General features: G+C 67.4%; 19 protein-coding genes. 11 read left to right on the forward strand and 8 right to left on the reverse strand.

The annotated features are described in order from the left end of the window. From ORV05_RS27505 to ORV05_RS27515, 3 genes are read right to left on the reverse strand one after another with little or no spacing between them, the layout of a single operon-like run. Positions 1-975 (reverse strand): D-alanine--D-alanine ligase family protein, encoded by a 975-nt coding sequence (locus tag ORV05_RS27505; protein WP_268754900.1) that lies wholly within the window; start codon positions 973-975, stop codon positions 1-3. Next, the gene (gene alr / locus ORV05_RS27510) at positions 972-2,105 is read right to left on the reverse strand and encodes an alanine racemase (protein WP_268754901.1); all 1,134 of its coding nucleotides are present in this window, start codon (positions 2,103-2,105) and stop codon (positions 972-974) included. Before alr ends, ORV05_RS27505 begins: the two co-directional genes overlap by 4 nt. Then, positions 2,102-2,494, reverse strand: a complete 393-nt coding sequence (locus tag ORV05_RS27515; RefSeq protein ID WP_268754902.1) for a D-alanyl-D-alanine carboxypeptidase family protein — start codon at positions 2,492-2,494, stop codon at positions 2,102-2,104. The genes alr and ORV05_RS27515 overlap by 4 nt, the downstream gene beginning before the upstream one ends. A gap of 258 nt (positions 2,495-2,752) precedes the next feature. Here ORV05_RS27515 and ORV05_RS27520 point away from each other — a divergent pair, with 258 nt between their 5' ends. Both ORV05_RS27520 and ORV05_RS27525 read left to right on the forward strand, forming a co-directional pair. Further along, positions 2,753-3,442 carry a response regulator transcription factor gene (locus tag ORV05_RS27520; protein WP_268754903.1) on the forward strand — a complete coding sequence of 230 codons (690 nt, stop codon included), beginning with the start codon at positions 2,753-2,755 and terminating at the stop codon, positions 3,440-3,442. Continuing rightward, a complete protein-coding gene (locus tag ORV05_RS27525; RefSeq protein ID WP_268754904.1) occupies positions 3,435-4,622 on the forward strand; it encodes a sensor histidine kinase in 1,188 nt (395 codons plus the stop codon). The genes ORV05_RS27520 and ORV05_RS27525 overlap by 8 nt, the downstream gene beginning before the upstream one ends. Positions 4,623-4,666: 44 nt before the next feature. Here ORV05_RS27525 and ORV05_RS27530 read toward each other — a convergent pair whose 3' ends face one another. Continuing rightward, positions 4,667-5,035: a MerR family transcriptional regulator gene (locus ORV05_RS27530; protein ID WP_268754905.1), complete on the reverse strand. Its 369-nt coding sequence runs from the start codon at positions 5,033-5,035 to the stop codon at positions 4,667-4,669. A 55-nt stretch (positions 5,036-5,090) separates the two neighbouring features. Here ORV05_RS27530 and ORV05_RS27535 point away from each other — a divergent pair, with 55 nt between their 5' ends. Further along, complete coding sequence (locus ORV05_RS27535) at positions 5,091-6,236, forward strand: serine hydrolase domain-containing protein (protein WP_268754906.1); 1,146 nt, start codon at positions 5,091-5,093, stop codon at positions 6,234-6,236. Positions 6,237-6,652: 416 nt separating this feature from the next. Beyond that, positions 6,653-7,795, forward strand: coding sequence for a serine hydrolase domain-containing protein (locus tag ORV05_RS27540; protein WP_268754907.1), 1,143 nt, complete (start codon positions 6,653-6,655; stop codon positions 7,793-7,795). Between the two features lie 817 nt (positions 7,796-8,612). Here the strand turns inward: ORV05_RS27540 and ORV05_RS27545 are convergent. Together ORV05_RS27545 and ORV05_RS27550 are read right to left on the reverse strand one after the other, a co-directional pair. Then, positions 8,613-9,632, reverse strand: a complete 1,020-nt coding sequence (locus ORV05_RS27545) for a dioxygenase family protein (protein ID WP_268754908.1) — start codon at positions 9,630-9,632, stop codon at positions 8,613-8,615. A gap of 101 nt (positions 9,633-9,733) precedes the next feature. Next, on the reverse strand, positions 9,734-10,696 hold the full coding sequence (locus ORV05_RS27550; protein ID WP_268754909.1) for an amidohydrolase family protein: 963 nt from the start codon (positions 10,694-10,696) through the stop codon (positions 9,734-9,736). Between the two features lie 204 nt (positions 10,697-10,900). Between ORV05_RS27550 and ORV05_RS27555 the strand changes: the two genes are divergently transcribed. Next, positions 10,901-11,365: a MarR family winged helix-turn-helix transcriptional regulator gene (locus ORV05_RS27555; RefSeq protein WP_268754910.1), complete on the forward strand. Its 465-nt coding sequence runs from the start codon at positions 10,901-10,903 to the stop codon at positions 11,363-11,365. Positions 11,366-11,435: 70 nt separating this feature from the next. On the opposite strand, the gene ORV05_RS27560 is transcribed toward ORV05_RS27555, so the two are convergent. Next, a complete protein-coding gene (locus tag ORV05_RS27560) occupies positions 11,436-11,726 on the reverse strand; it encodes a hypothetical protein (RefSeq protein WP_268754911.1) in 291 nt (96 codons plus the stop codon). Between the two features lie 575 nt (positions 11,727-12,301). Beyond that, positions 12,302-12,901, reverse strand: coding sequence for a TetR/AcrR family transcriptional regulator (locus ORV05_RS27565; RefSeq protein WP_268754912.1), 600 nt, complete (start codon positions 12,899-12,901; stop codon positions 12,302-12,304). Between the two features lie 97 nt (positions 12,902-12,998). On the opposite strand from ORV05_RS27565, the gene ORV05_RS27570 reads away from it, so the two are divergent. From ORV05_RS27570 to ORV05_RS27595, 6 genes are all read left to right on the forward strand, one after another. Continuing rightward, complete coding sequence (locus tag ORV05_RS27570) at positions 12,999-14,162, forward strand: epoxide hydrolase family protein (protein WP_268754913.1); 1,164 nt, start codon at positions 12,999-13,001, stop codon at positions 14,160-14,162. 84 nt (positions 14,163-14,246) lie between these two features. Next, positions 14,247-14,576, forward strand: a complete 330-nt coding sequence (locus ORV05_RS27575; RefSeq protein ID WP_268754914.1) for a hypothetical protein — start codon at positions 14,247-14,249, stop codon at positions 14,574-14,576. 356 nt (positions 14,577-14,932) lie between these two features. Next, positions 14,933-16,027 (forward strand): glycosyltransferase, encoded by a 1,095-nt coding sequence (locus tag ORV05_RS27580; RefSeq protein WP_268754915.1) that lies wholly within the window; start codon positions 14,933-14,935, stop codon positions 16,025-16,027. Positions 16,028-16,240: 213 nt separating this feature from the next. Continuing rightward, positions 16,241-16,936: a DUF1453 domain-containing protein gene (locus ORV05_RS27585; protein WP_268754916.1), complete on the forward strand. Its 696-nt coding sequence runs from the start codon at positions 16,241-16,243 to the stop codon at positions 16,934-16,936. A 32-nt stretch (positions 16,937-16,968) separates the two neighbouring features. Continuing rightward, positions 16,969-18,153: a sensor histidine kinase gene (locus tag ORV05_RS27590; RefSeq protein WP_268754917.1), complete on the forward strand. Its 1,185-nt coding sequence runs from the start codon at positions 16,969-16,971 to the stop codon at positions 18,151-18,153. Continuing rightward, a complete protein-coding gene (locus ORV05_RS27595; RefSeq protein WP_268754918.1) occupies positions 18,150-18,815 on the forward strand; it encodes a response regulator in 666 nt (221 codons plus the stop codon). The genes ORV05_RS27590 and ORV05_RS27595 overlap by 4 nt, the downstream gene beginning before the upstream one ends. The last annotated feature ends 41 nt before the right edge of the window (positions 18,816-18,856 follow it).

An 18,856-nucleotide genomic window follows, 5' to 3' on the forward strand; every position in this document is an offset into this window, starting at 1 on the left:
TTACGCAAGGAGCATCGCTGTCGGCACCGTCGCGGCGTCCACCAGGCGGGCGACGAGTTCCACATAGGACACTCCTGCGGCCGCGAACATGCGTGGTACCTGGGACTCGGCGGTCATTCCCGGCATCGTGTTGACCTCGTTCAGGACGGGGCCGTCCTCGGTGAGGAAGAAGTCCATGCGGGCGACCCCCGAGCAGCCGAGTGCGTCGAACATGGCCAGTGCGGCCTGTGCGATGGCCGCTCGGTCCGTGCTGCCGAGGTCGGCGGGCACCGTGAACCGGGCGGTTCCGTTGTACTTCGTGGCCGTGTCGAACAAGCCGTCGGCGTGGATCTCCAGCGGGGGTGCGGCCCAGCGGCTGCCGTCGGCCTCCCGGAGAACCGCGACATCGATCTCCCGGCCGTGGACGACGTGCTCGACGAGAATCCGGTCGTCGTAGCGCGATGCCGTGCGTAACGCCTCGTCCAGTCCGCTGGCGTCCCGGACGAGGGTGACGCCGTAGCTGGACCCGGCGGAGACTGGTTTGACGACGACCTCGGTCTTGAATTCGATGTCTCCGATCTCGGTCGCACGTACCAGACGTCCCGGGGCGACGCGTATCCCGATGGCTTCGGCGACGAGCTTGGTCACCTCCTTGTCCATACCGACCGCCCCGGCCCGCAGGCCGGAGCCGACCACGGGTTTCCGGATGAGAGCGCACAGCGCCGCGAGCGTCCCGTCCTCCCCGAGGGGACCGTGAACCGCGGGGAAGACCACATCCGCTTGTTCGAGGAGCGGCAGCGCCGCGGCCAAGGAAGCGGAAACGCTTGTCCCGAGCGGTTTCTGCCCGTGGCTCCACAGCCCGTCGCGGCCGATGGAAATGCCGCTGACCTCGAACCCGCGGGAGCGCAGCGCACCCGTGATGGCGGCGGCGGTGTTCAGGGAGACCTCGTGTTCGGCGTTCTGTCCGCCCCCGATGACCAAAACGTGCTGCGTCATGCGATTGTCCTGTTCACTCGTGGTCCGATGCCGGTGACGATGGTGTGGGGAATGGTCCCGGCCCAGCGGGCCCAGTCGCGGATGGTCGGCGCGATCCCGTCCGGTGGGCCGAACACGGTCGCGGTCGTGCCGAGCGGAACGTGGTCGGCGCCGGTGTCGATGACGATCTGGTCCATCGAGACACGTCCGACCACCCGGTGGCGTCGTCCGTGGATCTCCACCGAGGCGTCCGGGGAGATCTCCCGCGGGATTCCATCGGCATACCCGAGGGGCAGCACGCTGAGGTTGGCCGACGTGCCGGTGACGTAGGTACCGCCGTAGCCGACCGGCGTCCCCGCCTCGACGGTCGCGCTGTGCACAACCGGCGCGGTCAGCCGAGACGCGCCGTGCAGTTCGGTGGTCTCGGAGGGATCGATGCCGACCAGCCCGGCCCCGAGGCGGACCATTCCGAAGTGGGTGGCCGGGTCGGTCAGCGTTCCCGAGGTGGCGGCCAGGTGGGTGAGCGGGACCTCGAGCCCCGCCGCTGTGACCGCGTTTCCGGCCTGGCGCAGGCGCGACACCGCCGGGGCGTTCGCCTCGGGATCGGCTCGGTCGGCCAACGGCAGATGCCCCATGAGGCCAACGACGCGGACCTTCCCCTGCCGCTCCCCTTGCCGTGCGCCCGCGATCAGCGCGTCCCACTCGGGTACCGGGCAGCCTTCCCGTGCCATGCCGGTGTCCAGGTGCAAGTGGACCCGCAGGGCAGTGGGCGAGCTCTGCTTGAGCAACGCTTCCAGTTCGTCGACCGATCCGACCGCGATGTCGATCCTGCCGGTCGCCGCGGCCTCGGCGTCGACACCGGACGGATTCAACCACGTCAGGATCGGCGCGGTGAGCCCTGCCGCACGCAACCTCGAAGCCTCGGCGAGGTCCGTCGTGCCGAGCCAATCCGCTCCGGCGGCGATTGCGGCCCGTGCGACCGTGATGGCGCCGTGCCCGTACCCGTCCGCCTTGACCACGGCCATGATCCGGGAACGGGTCCGCGTCCGCGCGATCGCGATGTTCTTGCCGATCGACTCGGGGATCGTCTGCAGCGTGGGCGGTAGCAGGCCGGCACATCCGGGCCGGGATATGCCGAGTGTGCTGGTCACCACTGCATCCTCGGATCGTGCGTTGGGTCGGCATACAGGGGCGGGCAGCCGTCGTCGATGGCTTCGGGGCGCAGTTCGTAGTGCCAGGGTTCGTTGCGGTAGATCTGGCACAGCCCGTACCGGGCGCCGTGCTCGGAAAGCCACGCCCTGGCGCCGGAGGGCCCGATGTCGACCGCGTGCCCCGCCACGTGAGCGGATGTGTCCACGGTGGCCACCCATCGGGCGGCTTCCCTCTCCGAGCCGTACTTCGACACGGCCTCACGGCGCAGATGTTCCTGGTATTCCCGGGAACGCCAGCCACTGTTGACGAAGAACTCGACCCCGTCGTCCCTGGCATCACGGGCAGCCCGGCGCAGGGCAGCGAGCAGATCGGGATCGAGATTGGCCACCGCCGGAACTTCGTCGAAGACCGTCACAGGGTAGGGGACAACGCCATCAGCCTTGCCCAATCCACCATAATGGGCCGACGACGCCAGCGAGTGGTAAGCGCGCGAAAGGGCAGCGAAAATGGCCGATCGGACACGGCGAGCTGCCCTTGGTGCAGGTTCGCGACAGGTCATGCCTCCAGTCAAGGCAGCGCGGTGTTGCCGGCTCGTATGCGGTTTCCGATATGCCAACGATATTCTCCGGCTCGTAGCATCGAGATCATGCGTGTGTTGATCGTCGAGGACGAACCCTATCTGGCGGAAGCCATCCGTGATGGCCTCCGCCTGGAGGCGATCGCCGCCGACGTCGCCGGTGACGGTGACACCGCGCTGGAACTGTTGAGCATCAACGCCTACGACATCGCCGTCCTCGACCGCGATATCCCCGGCCCCTCCGGCGACGAGATCGCCAAACGCATCGTCGCCTCCGGCAGCGGCATGCCGATCCTCATGCTCACCGCCGCCGACCGGCTCGACGACAAGGAATCCGGGTTCGAACTCGGCGCCGACGACTACCTCACGAAACCCTTCGAACTCCGAGAACTCGTGCTCCGGCTCAGAGCACTCGACCGCAGGCGCGCCCACAACAGACCACCCGTGCGCGAGATCGCGGGCCTGCGGTTGGATCCGTTCCGCCGCGAGGTCCACCGTGACGGCCGCTACGTCGCGCTCACCCGGAAACAGTTCGCCGTGCTCGAAGTCCTCGTCGCCGCGGAAGGCGGTGTCGTCAGCGCCGAGAAGCTGCTGGAGCGGGCGTGGGACGAGAACGCCGACCCGTTCACCAACGCCGTGCGCATCACGGTCTCGGGACTGCGCAAACGCCTCGGTGAACCCTGGATCATCGCCACCGTGCCTGGCGTCGGATACCGCATCGAGCACCCGGCACCGGACGGGGGCGGGGATCGTGGTTAGGGAGCCCGGTTTGAGCGTTCGCCTCAAACTCACCCTCAGCTACGTCGGGCTCCTCATGCTTGCCGGTGCCCTGCTGCTCGCTGTCGTTTGGGTGTTCCTGCTGCGCTATGTGCCCTCGGATCCGATCACCATCCCCGGCCCTTTCGTCTCCGGCCGGTTCCCCGGTCTTTTTGCTCCCGGCCGGCTCCCCGGTCCCAATATTCCCAGCCGGTCCGACCTCCTGCGCGCTTTCGCTCCGAAGATAGCCGCAGCGTGGGCGTTCCTGCTGGTGTTCGGTCTCGCCGGGGGGTGGATTCTCGCCGGGCGCATGCTCACCCCGCTGAAGCGCATCACGACCGCCACACGCATGGCCGCGAACGGATCGCTCTCCCACCGTATCCGGCTACCGGGGCGCGGAGACGAGTTCCGTGAACTCGCCGACGCTTTCGACGCCATGCTCGCGCGGCTCGAAGCGCACGCCGCCGAACAGCAGAGATTCGCGGCCAACGCCTCCCACGAACTGCGCACGCCACTGGCGATCACGCAGACGCTTCTCGACGTGGCCCGCAACGATCCGGACCGCGACACCGGAGAACTCGTCGCCCGCCTCCACGCCGTCAACACCCGCGCGATCGAGCTCACCGAAGCACTGCTCGTGCTCAGCCGCGCCGACCAACGGTCCTTCAGCCGAGAACACCTCGACCTGTCCCTCATAGCGGAAGAAGCCACCGAAACGCTGCTCCCCCTCGCGGAAAAGCGCGGCCTCACCATAGAAACCTCCGGCGAGGAGACCCCCGCCACCGGCTCGCACACGCTCCTGCTGCAGATGACGACGAACCTCGTGCACAACGCGATCGTCCACAACCTGCCCGAAAAGGGCACCGTGTGGGTCACGACGAGCATCGTTCACCCCGGTGCCGTGGCCCTCACCGTCGAGAACACCGGCAACAAGCTTGCCCCGCAACTGCTTTCCACGCTCGTCGAGCCGTTTCAGCGCGGCTCCGAACGCATACGCACCGACCACGCGGGGGTCGGCCTCGGTCTGGCCATCGTCACAAGCATCGCCCGAGCACACGACGGAACCCTCACCCTCACCCCCCGCCCCGAAGGCGGGCTCCGCGTCACGGTGCAACTACCCGCCGCGCCTATGGGCGCCGTCGGCGGCTCAGCTGCTTCTCGATCGCCGACTCGTTCCGAGTGAAAAACAGCGGATACAAGGCCGCGGGGAATTTTCGCTGCCGAGATTCAGTTCGCGTGCTGCTGCAGCTCGGTCAGGTAGGCGGCGACCGCGTCCCGGTTGCGGGTCAGGATGTCGATGCGCTCGGTCAGCCTGTCACGCTCGCGTTCGAGCGTCGCCACTGTTGTGGCTGTGACGCCTCGGAAAACGATCGGGTCGCGTGGGGTGGCCAGGCACGGCAGGACCGCGCGGATCACCTCTGTCGAGAGGCCCGCGTTCAGCAGTTCACGGATCTGCTGAACGCGCCCCAGGGCCGTCTCGTCGTAGTCGCGGTAGTTGTTGGGCCCGCGCGTCGAGGTGATCAACCCCTTCGCTTCGTAGAAGCGCACCTGGCGTGCCGAGGCACCCGCTCGCACGGCCAGTTCACCGATACGCACAGCGCAACACTAACACTTGACCTTAACGTATGTGTCAAGGTTCAAGGCTGTGGGCATGACCGAATTGAACGGAACCGTCAGCGCCCCCTTCGAACCCGTCCGCGACGCCGTGGCCGCGCAACTGCGCGCGGGCGCCGAGGTGGGCCTGTCACTGGTCGTCGATCTCGACGGCGACCGGGTGGTGGATCTGTGGGGTGGCCATCGTGATGCGGCCCGCACTCAACCTTGGCTGCGCGACACCATCACCAACGTCTGGTCCATCACGAAGACCGTGACCAGCCTGGCCGCCCTGCTCCTCGTCGATGCCGGCGAACTGGACGTCCACGCGCCCGTTGCCCGCTACTGGCCGGAATTCGCCGCGAACGGCAAGGAGAAGGTCGAGGTGCGGCACCTGTTGTCACACAGCTCGGGCGTGTCCGGCCTGGACCACCCCGCTCGGCTCGAGGACCTGTACGACGTGCGCGCCGCCGCCGCCCGGATGGCCGCTCAGGCGCCCTGGTGGCGCCCTGGCACGGCGTCCGGCTACCACGTGCTCAACTACGGGCACCTGATCGGCGAGCTCGTGCACCGCCTGACCGGTCTGTCGTTGCGCGAGTTCTCGCACCAGTACATCGCCGCGCCACTGGGCGCGGAATTCCAGATCGGCTTGGGTAACGCCGATACCGACCGGCTCGCGGAGGTCCTCACCCCTCCGATCAATTTCGATCCCTCGACGCTGGGCCGGGACACCGTCGCCTACAAGACTTTCACCGGCCCAGCGTTCAGCGCCACCGCGGCCAACACCGCGTCGTGGCGGGCGGCGGAGCTGGGGGCCGCCAACGGGCACGGCAACGCGTTGGCGCTGGCCGAAATCCTGGCTCCCATAGCCCGCTCCGGCGCCTCCGCCAACGGGCAGCTCCTCAAACCCGGCACCATCGGGCTCATCTTCGACGAACAGACCAACGGCACGGACCTCGTCAACGGACTGCATGTGCGGTGGGGCATCGGGTACGCGCTGCCCGATCGGCGGACCCTCCCGTGGATCCCGCAGGGGCGCATCGCGCTCTGGGGCGGCTGGGGCGGTTCGATGGCGATCATGGACCTCGACCGGCGCGTCACGATCAGCTACGTGATGAACAACATGGGGCCTGACATCCTCGGCTCGCCTCGGGCCGCCGCCTACACCACCGCCGTCTACCGCGCCCTGGGCACCCGGTCCTGACCAGGTGCGAAACACCGCGATCTCCGCTACAAGCTCCTACAGCCCGGACGATCACCGGGCACCGCGCCACGGCGACGAAGGCCAGAACGGTCAGAATTGAGGGGCGTCGCACGCCTGATCCCCTTCGGCGGGGCCCGAGATCGTGGTCGACGGTCACATCGTCGGCGGCATCGCCGTCTCCGGCGGACGTAGGACCGATAACAACAAGGTCGCCGAATCGGCCATCAACGCGGTCGTCTGACGAACGGACAACGAACACCGCCAAGCGATGTCCAAAGTGTACTGTAAGCGGCTCCCCCGTCGTTTGACCCGGCACGGCTGCTTTTCGCCGTGTCATGGGGATTTCATCGACGATACCTAACGTGTCGACGACAGTTCGGCTGCGCGGGTGCGCGATGACGATGGGGGAAAGTGAAATGGCAAGGATCGGGATGCGGCGGTTGGGGGTGGCGCTCGGCGCCATCGCTGTCGCCGCCACGGTGGGCGCGCCGGGGTCGGCGGTCGCGGCGCAGGCCGCCGACCACGCGGGTGTCCAGACGGTGCTGGAGGGCTACCAGGCGCACACCGGTCCGGGAGCCGCCGTCCACGCCGGCGACGCGAGCCACAGCTGGGACCTGCACGTCGGGCCCAAGGTGGTCAACACCAACCAGTTCATCGGCCCGAACGACGCCTTCCGGGCCGCCAGCCAGACCAAGACGTTCACCGCGGCGGTGGTGCTGCAGTTGGTCGATGAGGGCAAGGTGGCGCTGGACTCGCCGATCGAGCGCTACCTGCCGGGCGTGGTCGACGGCAACGGGTACGACGGCAACCGCATCACCGTCCGGCAGATTCTCCAGCAGACCAGCGGGGTCAACGGCTACTCCAATGCCAGCGCCGCCTCGGACGGCACCTACGACCTTCGGGAACTGATCCGTGCCGGGCTGGCCGCCAACCCGCCCAAGTCCGACCCCGTCTGGAACTACTCCAACATCAACTACTACATCGCGGGGCTGCTCATCGAGCAGATCACCAGCATGCCCGCCCGTGACGCGATCACGGACCGGATCATCCGGCCCCTCGGCCTGAGCCAGACCAGTCTCCCGGCACCCGGTGACAAGTCACTGCCCGGGGCGTACGTCCACGGCTACCGTGGCGGCACCTCCGGCCCCTTCTACCTGTGGCTGGACACCACTTTCGGCGACTGGGGCAGCGGCATCGCCGAGCCGTCGTACTGGAGCACCGCGGGTGCCCTGGTCTCCACCTTGTCCGACCTCGCCGCGTTCGACCAGGATCTCCTGAACGGCAAAGTCGTCTCCCCCGCCAGCCTCGCCGAGATGCGCAAGACGGTGGCCACCGGTGCGCCCGGTCTTGAGTACTACGGTCTCGGCTTGTGGGCCCACGACCTGAGCTGCGGCGGGCAAGCCTGGGGGCTCCTCGGTGACCTGTCCACCGGCTACTCGTCGGCGACCATGGCCACCGACGACGGCCGGCACGCCGCCGTCGTCACCAACACCTTCGCCGACGGCAACAAGCCGACCCGGGTCGACGTCCTCGACGCCGCGCTGTGCGACAAGGAGTGACCCGCCGAAAGCGGGCATGTGGATGTCACCACGAGCGGCGACGAAACATCCGTAGCGCCATGAACGGCCCGCCCGTCGTCGAGCGACGGGCGGGCCGTTCATGGCGCCGGTTCGGTCCGTGGCCCCAAGGGGCGCAGGAACGTCGGCCGGGCGAGGACGCGAGCAGGGCGTCAGCCTCACGGTCGACTCAACCCTGCCCGAGGCCGTGCACGTCGTCGATAGCGGATCGCAAGCCAAACCCAAAGTCCTATGGCTATATCGACTGCAATTGCGGCCACGCTCACCCGGAGAAAAAGCCGAGCAGAGGCGACCTCATCCTGGTAGACAGCAGTACCGCCATCGGTGCACACGCCGATGACCACACCTGGATGTACAGCATGAAAACAAATCCACTGCCCACCAGAACCGCGTTGCGGGTGTTCCGGGCAATCAAGGTACGCCAGCACCAGCGCGAATGTCAATACAAACTGCGCAAGCACCGCAATCGACGCAAGAACGGCGATCCACCCTCTGGTCGCATTCCGCACGTTGGTCTCTCATTCCTCTCGCCCGCCGACGCTCAATCCGGCCCGCGCTCGCTCACGGACAGCCCGCCTGAACTCGTCGATCTCCTCGATCACGTGCGTGAGTGTCCAGCGGACGCTGCGCGCGGAACTCACATAGTCCGGTTGAGCAAGCTCGTGCGATCGATCCACTCGGTCAACAGGAATCGGCAACGTTCGACGCCGACAGTCGCAAGAACTCCGTAACCGACACTGACCTACACGCCACGATCAGTGGATTCCTGGCGTCAGGTTCACCCCGCCAGTGGTGAACATCACCAATTGCCGAGAAACCTGAAGCCGTTTTTGTCGTCACCTTCCTCGTAGTGCATCGCCTCGATAGTCTTGTCTTCCGGCGGGCGCCGCAGAAAGTCGACCAAGCTGTGCGCACGACCATCCGAGAATTCGTCGATCGCGAAGAATTCAAGATTGGGATTTCTGCCGATCATCTCAGCGGCGCGATACAGCAGCGCAAGCGCGGGCAAACCCTCCCGGAAATCACTGTTGTCGTGCAGCGTGGTGGTCTTGACCGCGGCAGCGGGGATGGCGCCTTCGATAACGCCGTTGACGAGGGGATCGCCGTCGAAGTAGATCTGGGTGGTCAGTGGCAGGAATCCGTCGGCGGAGACGATGGAGTGAATGTGCAAGGGCCGGTCGCCCGGTAGCCGCAGCGCCTCGGTGAGGGCGGTGAGCGGGCTGTCCGGCGTGAAGCCGAAGGATTCGATGCCGGGCATGACGGTGCGGAACTCGTAGTGCCCGTCGCCGTCGGCGAGGACCCTGGCCCGGAGGTTGTAGGTGGGGATGCCGGTGGCGTCGTTGGAGATGTCCGGCTCGATGCCCCCGATACCGAAATCGGCGCCGGTCAGGCCGGAGTAGACGTTGTTGGCATCGATCTGCCAAATGTCGAGGACCGCACCGGGAAGCGGCTCGCCCGTGGTCGACCGGACGGTTCCGGACACGATGAGGGGCTCACCGGGTTCGTCGGGGCGCATCGGCAACACGGCGGGGCTGTCCAGCAGCGGGGCGCCGGGCAGGTGGGCGGGGCCTTCCATCTCCCAGTAACTCGCGCCGTCCTTTTCCGGGTGGGCGTAGGTGGCGCCCTCGGTGCCTTTCAGCGCGGCTTTCGCGAACAGGATGGTGGCGAGCTGCAATTCGCCGGCATCGGCGACCTGCTGGATCCACCCGATCGCGGCCAACAACTCCTCCATGGTGACCTGGTGCTTGAGGATGACGTCCTCGATGGCGCGGCGCAGATCCGCGAACACGACCTGCAGCCTGGTCTCGGGCTCGCTCATGAGCGTTTTTCTCCTTCGCTTGAACTTACTCGACGGGGTGGAGGCCATCGGGTCCAATGAGGACAGTTGGGATTCCGGGCGAGCAAGGGACTGGCGAGTCGTCAGCGTCGGATGCCCGCGACGATCGTTTCCCAGTTGTGGGAGGCGAGGCCCTCGCGTTCGGTGGCGCTGATCGGTGCTGTCTCGAGGAAGCGCCGCGCGGAGCCGTCGCGCTCCCGGTTGAACGGGTAGTCGGAGGCGTACATGACACGCTCTGCCCCCACGGTCTCCGCGCTCCACCGCAGGTACTTGTGACTGGAGATACCACCGGGTGTGATGTAGACGTTCGAACGGAAGTACTCCGCGACCGGGCGCTGAAGGTGAGTGACTCCGTCCAGCACGGCGATGCGGTCGAGGTAGAACAGGACGACCTCGCCCCAGTGGCCGAGGATCACCTGGAGATCGGGGAAACGGTCGAACAACCCCGCCGTGATCATCCGCACGAGGGTCAACCCGGCGTCGTAGTGCCAGCCGATGGCTCCGGTCGCCAGCAAGTCGTTCACGGAGCCGCCGAACCCACCGTAGTACGCCTGGTTGATCACCGGCAGCGGAGCGCGCGGGTGGAGATAAATGGGCGCGCGCAGGTGTGCGGCCGCCTCGTAGATGTCCCAGAACTCGATCGCGTCCACACCACGATCACCAGAGCGCGCGTTGACCATCACCCCGTTGAGCCCCAGTTCGACGACCGCGCGCTGCAGCTCGGCAGCGGCCGCTGCCGGAGCGGGCGTCGCGAGCGTGGCGAAGCCCTGAAACCGCTCGGGGTGGCGCCGCACGGCAGCGGCGATGGCGTCGTTCGTGGGCTTCTGCAACGCCCTCGCCTCGGCCGCGGGCAAGTTCTGCAGACCCGGCGTCGACACGGACAACACCGCCACATCGATCCCAGCGTCATCCATGGCGGCGAGACGACCCTCGTCGAGATCCAGCAGCGCCGGCGTGATGTCGCTGGCGACCGCCCACTGCATCATCGGCTCACTGAACCCTGGATCCTGCCGCTTCCAAGCCTCCACCACCTCGGTGGTCGCCATGTGCTCTTCCAAAGCGTAGATCCTCATCGAAAACCCCCATTCCCGTGAACTGCTGAGACGGCTCGGCTCAGGCGACGCGTCACCGTCCTCGGACACGCCACGAAACTTCACGCATGAACCAAAGGTAGGACGAGAACACTTCATGACGCAAGCAATTCCGCAAAGTTTTGTTCACGCGTGAAGTAGGTCGGGTAAGCTTCAGACATGGCGGGCACCGAACCGAACTGGCTGAACCAGCAGGAGAAGGAGGCGTGGACTGCCCTGACAAGCGTGCTGACACGCCTGCTACCCGCCCTGAACTCGCAGATCCTGCGCGACTCAGGCATCACGCACTTCGAGTACATCGTGATGTCCGGCCTCTCCGACGCCCCGGACCGCACGATGCGGATGAGTGAACTCGCCGCCGCCGCGGGAGCGGCGCTGCCTCGCCTCTCCCAGGTAGTCAGCCGATTGGAAAAACGCGGTTGGGTCAGCCGCCACACCGACCCCGGGGACGGCCGGTGCGTACTGGTGACACTGACCGAGCCAGGCTGGGAAAAAGTGGCAGCAAGCGCACCCGGGCACGTCAACGAGGTGCGGCGCCTGGTGTTCGACCGGCTCACCAAGGCACAGGTCGCGCAGTTGGCCACGATCGGCCACCGGATCGCCGGTACCGACAACGGCGGATGATCCTCCGGCCTTTCCTACGGTTCGGGACAGGACCACGTCGCGCCTTGGCCGGTCAGTTGCCCATTATCGACTACCCGATGACAGCAGGAAGACCGCAGCCCGCACGTCTCGGAATGGTGGCGAGGTGAGTGCGTTTCCACTGCAACCCGGCCAGTTCGCCGAGGATGTCCTGGACGCTTTTGTCGGCCAGGGGCCGGTGAACCGGTGTCGGCTTCGCCTTGGGTGTCGTATCCGTTTTCGGTGTAGATGCTTCCGCCATCGAGGCGGTAGCGGACGCGGTAGCCGTCTCCGCGTTTTTCAACCCATGCCATGAGTGTGGCTCATTGGCCGCGGCGTCGGGCTCGCCGACGACCAGACCCACCGGCGCCGGATCCTGCGTGCTGGGTGGTGGCGGGTATTGCGGCGTTGCGAAACGGACTGCCTGTCCACTACGTCCGCCCAGGCGGGATCGGTGAAGGCCTTGCGGGCGACCTTGACCGCGGCGTCCGCGTCGGCCGCCTCACCGCGCGGCACGCTCGCCAGCGACTGCTCGGTGACCGGATCGGTGTTGAGCCCTGACCGGCGCGGAGCCGTCCCTGGCCCGGGAAGCCCTCGGGAGGGGTGATGCCGTTGAACGGTGTCCTCATTGGGGGACTCACCGGACCTCGTACTGTCCACGGAACGAGCGCCGGGAATTGTTCACCGTGTGCGACCTTAACGCTGACCGATGAAATCCCGATGACGCGCCTGTGGCGTGGCCGAACATCACCTAGACGCCCTGCATCATCGCGTGGTTGCCGGCCGCGACTCGATCAATAACATGTCGGTCACTCCCGCTCGTCGTTGCTGACCGAAATGCGTGTAGGGCCTCACGGAGGCCGTCCACAGCGCGGAACCTCGTCAGAAATTCTTCGAACCAGGGCAATCGCGTCTTGCAATGAGTTCGTGTGCCTCGGGTCAGGGCTGGTCGCCCACGAGAGCGAGTGCGCGCGTCTCGGGAACTCCCAGCACCAGCAGGCTCGTGATCGTCGCTGCTCGGGCGCCGAGGGTCCCGTTCGGCAGGTCATTGTCCGCGATGGCGAACACAGCGCCGTAGGCAAGCTGGCTCAGAATGCCTGCCGGCAGGTGCTGTGCGAACACGTCGCTGTCCTGGCCCCGTTTCACGAGATCGGCGAGGAGCTCATCGACCGGCCCGAGCAGGCTGTGGATCGCCTCGCCGTACTCACCACGGCGCAGCGCCAACAGCACTCGGTACCGGTGTGTCACCGGCCAGACTCGGGCGACGAAGTCGACCCACGACGCGTCCGCTTCCGCGCCGGAGGCGTTGACCTCGGTGAGCACGGCTGTCATCTCGGTGACGGCCCGCTCCGTGAGTGTCCGAACCAGGTCCAGGCGCGAGGGGAAATGGCCATAGACGGTACGACGGACGACACCGGCAGCGGAGGCGATATCACCCATTCCGGCGTCGGGGTTCCCTCCCAGCACGTCGAGGGCGACGTCGAGGATGCGATCGCGCGTCTCGTTCATCGAGCGCACACGGGAGGACTCGGCAGGCACGACACCATTGTTGCACATCGGTGTGCAATGAAGTAGGTTGCACACCAGTGTGCAACGGAGAGTTGCGCCGCGCTTCGAAGCTCTGGAGAAGAAGCCAATGACCGCACCGACGGCGCCGACCTCGGCCCTCGTCCGCCCGTTCACCGTCTCGATCCCGGATTCGGTGATCGACGACGTGAAGCAGCGACTGGCCAGAACTCGATGGCCGGATCCGGAAACGGTGGGCGACTGGTCGCAAGGGGTTCGCGTGGAGAACGCCAGAGCTCTGGTCGACTACTGGGAGCGCGGCTACGACTGGCGGCGCTTCGAGTCCGAGCTCAATCGCTTCCCCCAATTCCTGACCGAGATCGATGGGCTGGACATCCACTTCATCCACGTCAGGTCCAAGAATCCCAACGCTATGCCGCTGATACTCACGCACGGATGGCCGGGCTCGATCGTCGAATTCCTGAGGCTGATCGGCCCGCTGGCCGATCCGGTTTCGTTCGGAGGAGACGCCGCCGATTCTTTCGACGTCGTCGTCCCGTCGCTCCCCGGGTTCGGGTTCTCCCAGAAGCCCACGGAGACCGGGTGGACCGTATCGCGCATCGCCAGCGCGTGGGTGGAGCTGATGAAGCGTCTCGGCTACACGAGATGGGCCGCGCAAGGCGGCGATTGGGGCGCCGTCGTCACCACCGCTCTCGGGGCCATGCAACCTGAGGGGCTTCTCGGAATTCATCTGAACACCCAGTACGCCTTTCCCGCGCAGATACCCGACTCCTTGTCGCCCGAACAGCGCCATGCCGTGGATACGCTCGCCCTCTACACCGGCGAACTCGGTGGGTCGAACCACCTTCAGGGCACGAAGCCGGAGACTGTCGGATTCGCCCTGGCGGACTCTCCCGCTGGTCAGGCAGCCTGGATCTACGAGAAGTTCCAGTCCAAGACCGACAATCACGGGCTCGCCGAGGACACCCTCAGCATCGACGACATGCTCGACGCGATATCCCTCTACTGGTTCACCAACAGCGCAGCATCGTCCGGCCGCATCTACTGGGAGAACAGATCGCTCACTTTCGCCGGCCCGAAGCTGACGCTTCCGGTCGCGGTGACCGTCTTCCCGAGGGACATCCCACGCCTGCCGCGAAGCTGGATCGAAGACACCTACAGCAATCTGATCCACTACGGCGAGGCCGACAAGGGCGGGCACTTCGCGGCCTTGGAACAGCCCGAGATCCTGGTCGGCGAAATCCGCGCCGGCCTGCGCACCCTTCGTTCCTGACGCCAACACACGGATCGACCAAAGGCACTGGGGGTGCACGGGGCGGTCGCTCAGCAACACAGCACGGCTGAGAAGGTGGGACTCATGGCCAAGATCACCCAAATGTCCGAGGAAGAACGCAACCGCCTCATCGACGATTTCTGGTGCGAGGTAGGTGAGGAGCTCGACAGTCCGCGGCACGGACGTGCTCTTGCCGACGCCTACACCAGCCACGTCGTGACGTCGCGTGAAGCGCAGGACACACCGAATTACCGGCGCGAACTCGCTGACAAGCTTGCCAATGCCACGCGCGCGCAGCGCTACGGGATGCTGGTGGCCTTGATCAACGGCGGCGATCCAAGTATCAGGAAGCACACGGAGTGGATGCAGTGGCTCGTGGAAGCGCTCCGCACCTCAGCTGGGCACGCCCAATGATTGGTCATGGCATGGTTTGCCCGGCGCGCGCCGGAAGTGCAGCCGTTCCGGGTGGAGAAGGATCTCCACCCGGAATACGACAACGGACCGATACCCGGCTCTGGTCGACGTCCCTAAGCTCGGGCGCGGTTTCCCTTTTTCCATGACCGGAAAGGACCCCTGATGCCCGCCCCAGAAACCGCCGATCTGCCGCGACTGCCGTTCGCACGGCCCCACCGTGCTCGACCTCGCCCCGTTGTACGCCGAGCCATCGAGGACCTATGGGTCCGGGCGTCATCCCTGCTGGACGAGCCGGTGCCGCCTGCTGGCCGCGGTGTGAACGACCGGCTCAGCTACGTGTTGCGAGTCGTCGGCGCATGAGGATCCTGTTCAGCGCGGTGCCGGCCCCCGGTCACCTGCTGCCGCTGCTCCCGCTGGCCGACGCGGCCGCCGAGGCGGGACACGAGGTGGCCTTCCTGACCGCCGCGGACATGGTCGGCTATCTCGCGGGCCGCACGCTGCTGCCCGCCGGTCCGGGCGTCGACGAGCTGCTGATCGAGGTCGAGCGCCGCACCAGCGGCGGGGACGCGCGCCATCCCGGTGCCGCGGCCGTGGAGAACTTCGCGGGCGCCCGGATCGATCTCGGCTACGCCGAAGCTCTCGACCGGGCCCGTGGATTCGCGCCGAACCTGCTGGTCTGCGAGGAGTTCGACTTCGTCGGGCCGCTGGTTGCCGCCGCGCTGGAGCAGCCCTGGGCGGCCCATGCGATCGCCGCGCCCGTCCCTGGGGAGTTGTCCGCTGCCCTGCAGGCCCGGGCGCGGGCCCAGCACACCATCCGCGACCTGCCGCCACGGCATCGGGTCGCGCTGGTCGATCCGCTGCCCGACGTGCTGCGCTCGCCTACCGACCCGCCGCTGCCGGACGACCGGCTGCCGATGCGGCCCGCGGTGCATAACGGCGGCGCGGTTGCCGACCTCCCGTCCGGTCCGCTGGTGTTGGTCAGCGCTGGTACTTCGGTGCGGGACCCCGATCTGCTGACCGGCTTGGCCGGTTCGGTGGCCGACGCCGGGTTCGAGGTTGTGGTCACCATCGAGCCGGGCACGTTGCCGCGGCATCCGCGGGTGCGTGAGATCGGGTTCGTGCCGCTGGCCGGGTTGCTGCCCCGGGTCGACGCGGTGGTCGGCACCGGTGGGATGGGCACGGTGCAGGCCACGCTGAGTGCGGGGCTGCCGATGGTGCTGCGGCCGGTGCTGGCCGACCAGCCGTGGAACGCCCAGCGGGTGACCGCCGCCGGGCTCGGCCTGGCCATCGACGACCCGGCCGAAGCCGGTCCGGCGGTGCGTACGGTGCTCGCCGAGCCCCGCTATCGAACCGCGGCTCAGGCCGGGGCGGCGGCGATACGGTCGATGCCCACACCGGAAGTGGTCCTCGACGACCTGCTGGTCCGGGCAGGACTGTCCGGCCGGACCTGACCCCGGCCCGCCCAGGAGCGCGCCGCGATGCCGAAAGTCAGCCCGCGGTACCGGCAGGCGCGGCGCGCCCGGGTCATCGAGGCCGGTCGCGATGGTCTTGGGTGGAGAGGTATCTCCACCCAGGATACGGTCGCTGACCGAAGACGGGGACGGCCTGAATTCCTAGCGTTGTACACGTTCAGACGAGGTGTTGACAGCTGGGAGGTGGGACTGGTGAGTGGTCCTGTTGAGGTGATCCTGATCATCGCCGCGATCGGTTATGTGCTGACTCGCCGGCTGATCGGGGAACCGGCGGAGGGTCGGCGCATCTTGCTCGTCCCGGTCGTGCTCACCGGGGTTGGCATCCTGGACCTGACCAAGGTCACACTGTCACCGGTGTCGATCGGCTTCCTGGTTGGCATGACCGCGATCAGCCTCGCGTTCGGTCTGTTGCGCGGTGCCAGTATCCGGGTGTTCGAGCGCAACGGTGTGGTCTTCATGCGCTACACAGTGACCACCGTGGTGCTCTGGGCGGTCAACCTCGCGATCAAGCTCCTCGGGAGCGTGACACTCGGCTTGGTGGACCCAAAGGCGGAGCACGCGACCAGCACCGGGCTGATGTTCACGCTCGGCGCGGGCATGGTGGTGGAGGGGTTGGCGGTGCTGGCCAAAGCGATGCGGTCCGGCGGCCGGATCGTGTGGCAGAAGGGCAAGAGCGGGCAGCCGCACACCACGTCCTCTCTGCTGGATGGATTGCAGCAGAAGGTGCGGACCACGGACTGGTCGCAGCAGCGCCGTCGTGGCCGCGGTGGTGGTCTCGCGTCCCTCATCGATGACGTGCGTGCCCTCGACTTCCGGCAGCCGAACAACGGCACCAGCCCCTACGATGGGCCGCAGCACAGCGCCGACATGCGGACCCGTGAACCGTGACGGCGACCGGCCGTCGAGGACATTTCGAGTCGATGAACACCGAAAGCGACGACACGGCTTGGGCCGCGGCTCCCACGACCGCGGGGTTGACGCCGCGGTTCGCCGATGAGCTGATCCGCCCGTTCGTCGTCGCGACCATCTTGGTGATCACCCTGGTCGAACTGTCGGCGCGTCCGCCGGTCCGGTTCGCCGGCCTGATCTGGGCACTGACCGCGGTGGTGACCGTCGCGGGTGTCGCTTCCTTCTTCCCCTGGCGTCGGCTCCGGGATTGGGCGCAGTTCGCGCTTGCGTCCGTGTTCGCGATCGCCGGCGCGCTGCTGTTCGCACTGGCGCCGACGACCGCGGCCGTAGGGTTCGTGTTCGTCGCCTCCGCGACCGCAGGCGAAAAACTGGCCTCCCGCAAGGCGGTGTTCGCCATCGTCGGCGCCGCAACCGTCATCACGATGGTGGCCACCCGGGTAGCCGGGTCACTGCTGCACGTGCCGGGTGAGCCTGTGTGGTGGCTGTCGCTGGCCGTGGGCTTGCCGCTCTACGTCGGCGTCGCCCGCCGGGAGCGGAGCTACGCGCTCACCGCCGCCGAGTTCGCCGCCCAGCAGAACCGGCGGGCCGCTGCCTCCGAGGCCCGGGAGGCGGCGTTGGAGGAGCGCGGCCGGATCGCCCGGGAGATCCACGACGTGCTCGGCCACTCGCTGTCCGGCATCGCCCTGCAACTGGACATGGCAGACGCCTTGCTCGCCGGAGGCCGGGCTGCGGAAGCCGGCGAGGCCGTGCGCCGGGCGCGCGCCCTGGCCATCTCCGGGATCGGGGAAACCCGGCGCGCGATCCACGCGCTGCGCGAGGACACGATGCCGCTGCCGGAGACCCTGTCCCGGCTGGCCGACAGCAGCAACGCCCGCTGCGCGGTCGAGGGTGAACCGGGCGAAGTACCGGTCGAGGTGGCCCAGGCCGTCATCCGCACCGCACAGGAGGCGATCACCAACGCGCATCGGCACGCCCCTGGCGCCGAGGTGAACCTCGTGCTGCGGTACGAAGAACGGCTGATTCGCCTCACCGTCACCGATACCGGCGCACCCGCCGGGCACCGCAACGAGTCGGGCAGTGGGATGGGTCTGGTCGGGATGCGCGAACGCGCCTCGCTGCTGGATGGCACACTGCATGCCGGCCCGCTCGAACCGCCCGCCCGGGGATGGGCCGTGAGATTGGAGTTGCCGCGATGACCCCGATCCGGCTGTTGATCGCCGACGACCAGGCCGCGGTCCGGGAAGCGCTCGCGGTCATGCTCGACCTCGATCCCGACATCACCGTGGTGGGCACCGCCGGAAACGGCAAGGAGGCCATCGCCGCGGTGGACGAGCACGGCCCGGAGGTCGTGCTGATGGATCTGCACATGCCGGTGATGGGCGGCGTGGAAGCCACGGCACTGCTCCGGGAATCCCGGCCCGGCCTGCCCGTCGTGGTGTTGACCACCTTCGAGGACGACGAGTCCGTGCTCGCCGCCTTGCGCGCCGGCGCTCGCGGCTACCTGACCAAGGACGCCGGTCGGGCCACGATCATCCAGGCGGTCCGCAGCGTCAGCGCCGGCCATGCCGTGCTCGCTCCCGACGTCCAAACGCGCCTGCTCAACCTGGCCACACGTACCAGCGCGCCGGAACCACAGGAACCGGAGACCGTCGCGTCGCTGACCGCACGGGAGCGGGAGATCCTGGCTCTGATCGGCCAGGGACTGCGCAACGGCGAGATCGCCCAACGGTTGTACATCAGCGAAGCCACCGTGAAGACCCACATCAACAACCTTTTCGCCAAAGCGGGTCTGCACTCCCGCGCCGATGCCGTTCGGCTCGCCCTCAACCGCAACAGCGCGACTCGCCCCGAGGAATAGCCGGGGACCCGCCGGTTCGGCGGATCCCCATTCCGTGGGTC

This window comes from Amycolatopsis cynarae (assembly GCF_026802195.1).
Classification (GTDB): Bacteria; Actinomycetota; Actinomycetes; order Mycobacteriales; family Pseudonocardiaceae; genus Amycolatopsis_E; species Amycolatopsis_E rhizosphaerae.

Excerpts from the sequence above, each read along its gene's own strand:
- ORV05_RS27535 (WP_268754906.1), top strand. The coding sequence starts at position 5,091 with ATGACCGAATTGAACGGAACCGTCAGCGCCCCCTTCGAACCCGTCCGC.
- ORV05_RS27570 (WP_268754913.1), top strand. The coding sequence starts at position 12,999 with ATGACCGCACCGACGGCGCCGACCTCGGCCCTCGTCCGCCCGTTCACC.
- ORV05_RS27580 (WP_268754915.1), top strand. The coding sequence starts at position 14,933 with ATGAGGATCCTGTTCAGCGCGGTGCCGGCCCCCGGTCACCTGCTGCCG.
- ORV05_RS27595 (WP_268754918.1), top strand. The coding sequence starts at position 18,150 with ATGACCCCGATCCGGCTGTTGATCGCCGACGACCAGGCCGCGGTCCGG.
- ORV05_RS27540 (WP_268754907.1), top strand. The coding sequence starts at position 6,653 with ATGGCAAGGATCGGGATGCGGCGGTTGGGGGTGGCGCTCGGCGCCATC.
- ORV05_RS27575 (WP_268754914.1), top strand. The coding sequence starts at position 14,247 with ATGGCCAAGATCACCCAAATGTCCGAGGAAGAACGCAACCGCCTCATC.
- ORV05_RS27520 (WP_268754903.1), top strand. The coding sequence starts at position 2,753 with ATGCGTGTGTTGATCGTCGAGGACGAACCCTATCTGGCGGAAGCCATC.
- ORV05_RS27505 (WP_268754900.1), bottom strand. The coding sequence starts at position 975 with ATGACGCAGCACGTTTTGGTCATCGGGGGCGGACAGAACGCCGAACAC.
- ORV05_RS27550 (WP_268754909.1), bottom strand. The coding sequence starts at position 10,696 with ATGGCGACCACCGAGGTGGTGGAGGCTTGGAAGCGGCAGGATCCAGGG.
- ORV05_RS27555 (WP_268754910.1), top strand. The coding sequence starts at position 10,901 with ATGGCGGGCACCGAACCGAACTGGCTGAACCAGCAGGAGAAGGAGGCG.
- ORV05_RS27590 (WP_268754917.1), top strand. The coding sequence starts at position 16,969 with ATGAACACCGAAAGCGACGACACGGCTTGGGCCGCGGCTCCCACGACC.
- ORV05_RS27545 (WP_268754908.1), bottom strand. The coding sequence starts at position 9,632 with ATGAGCGAGCCCGAGACCAGGCTGCAGGTCGTGTTCGCGGATCTGCGC.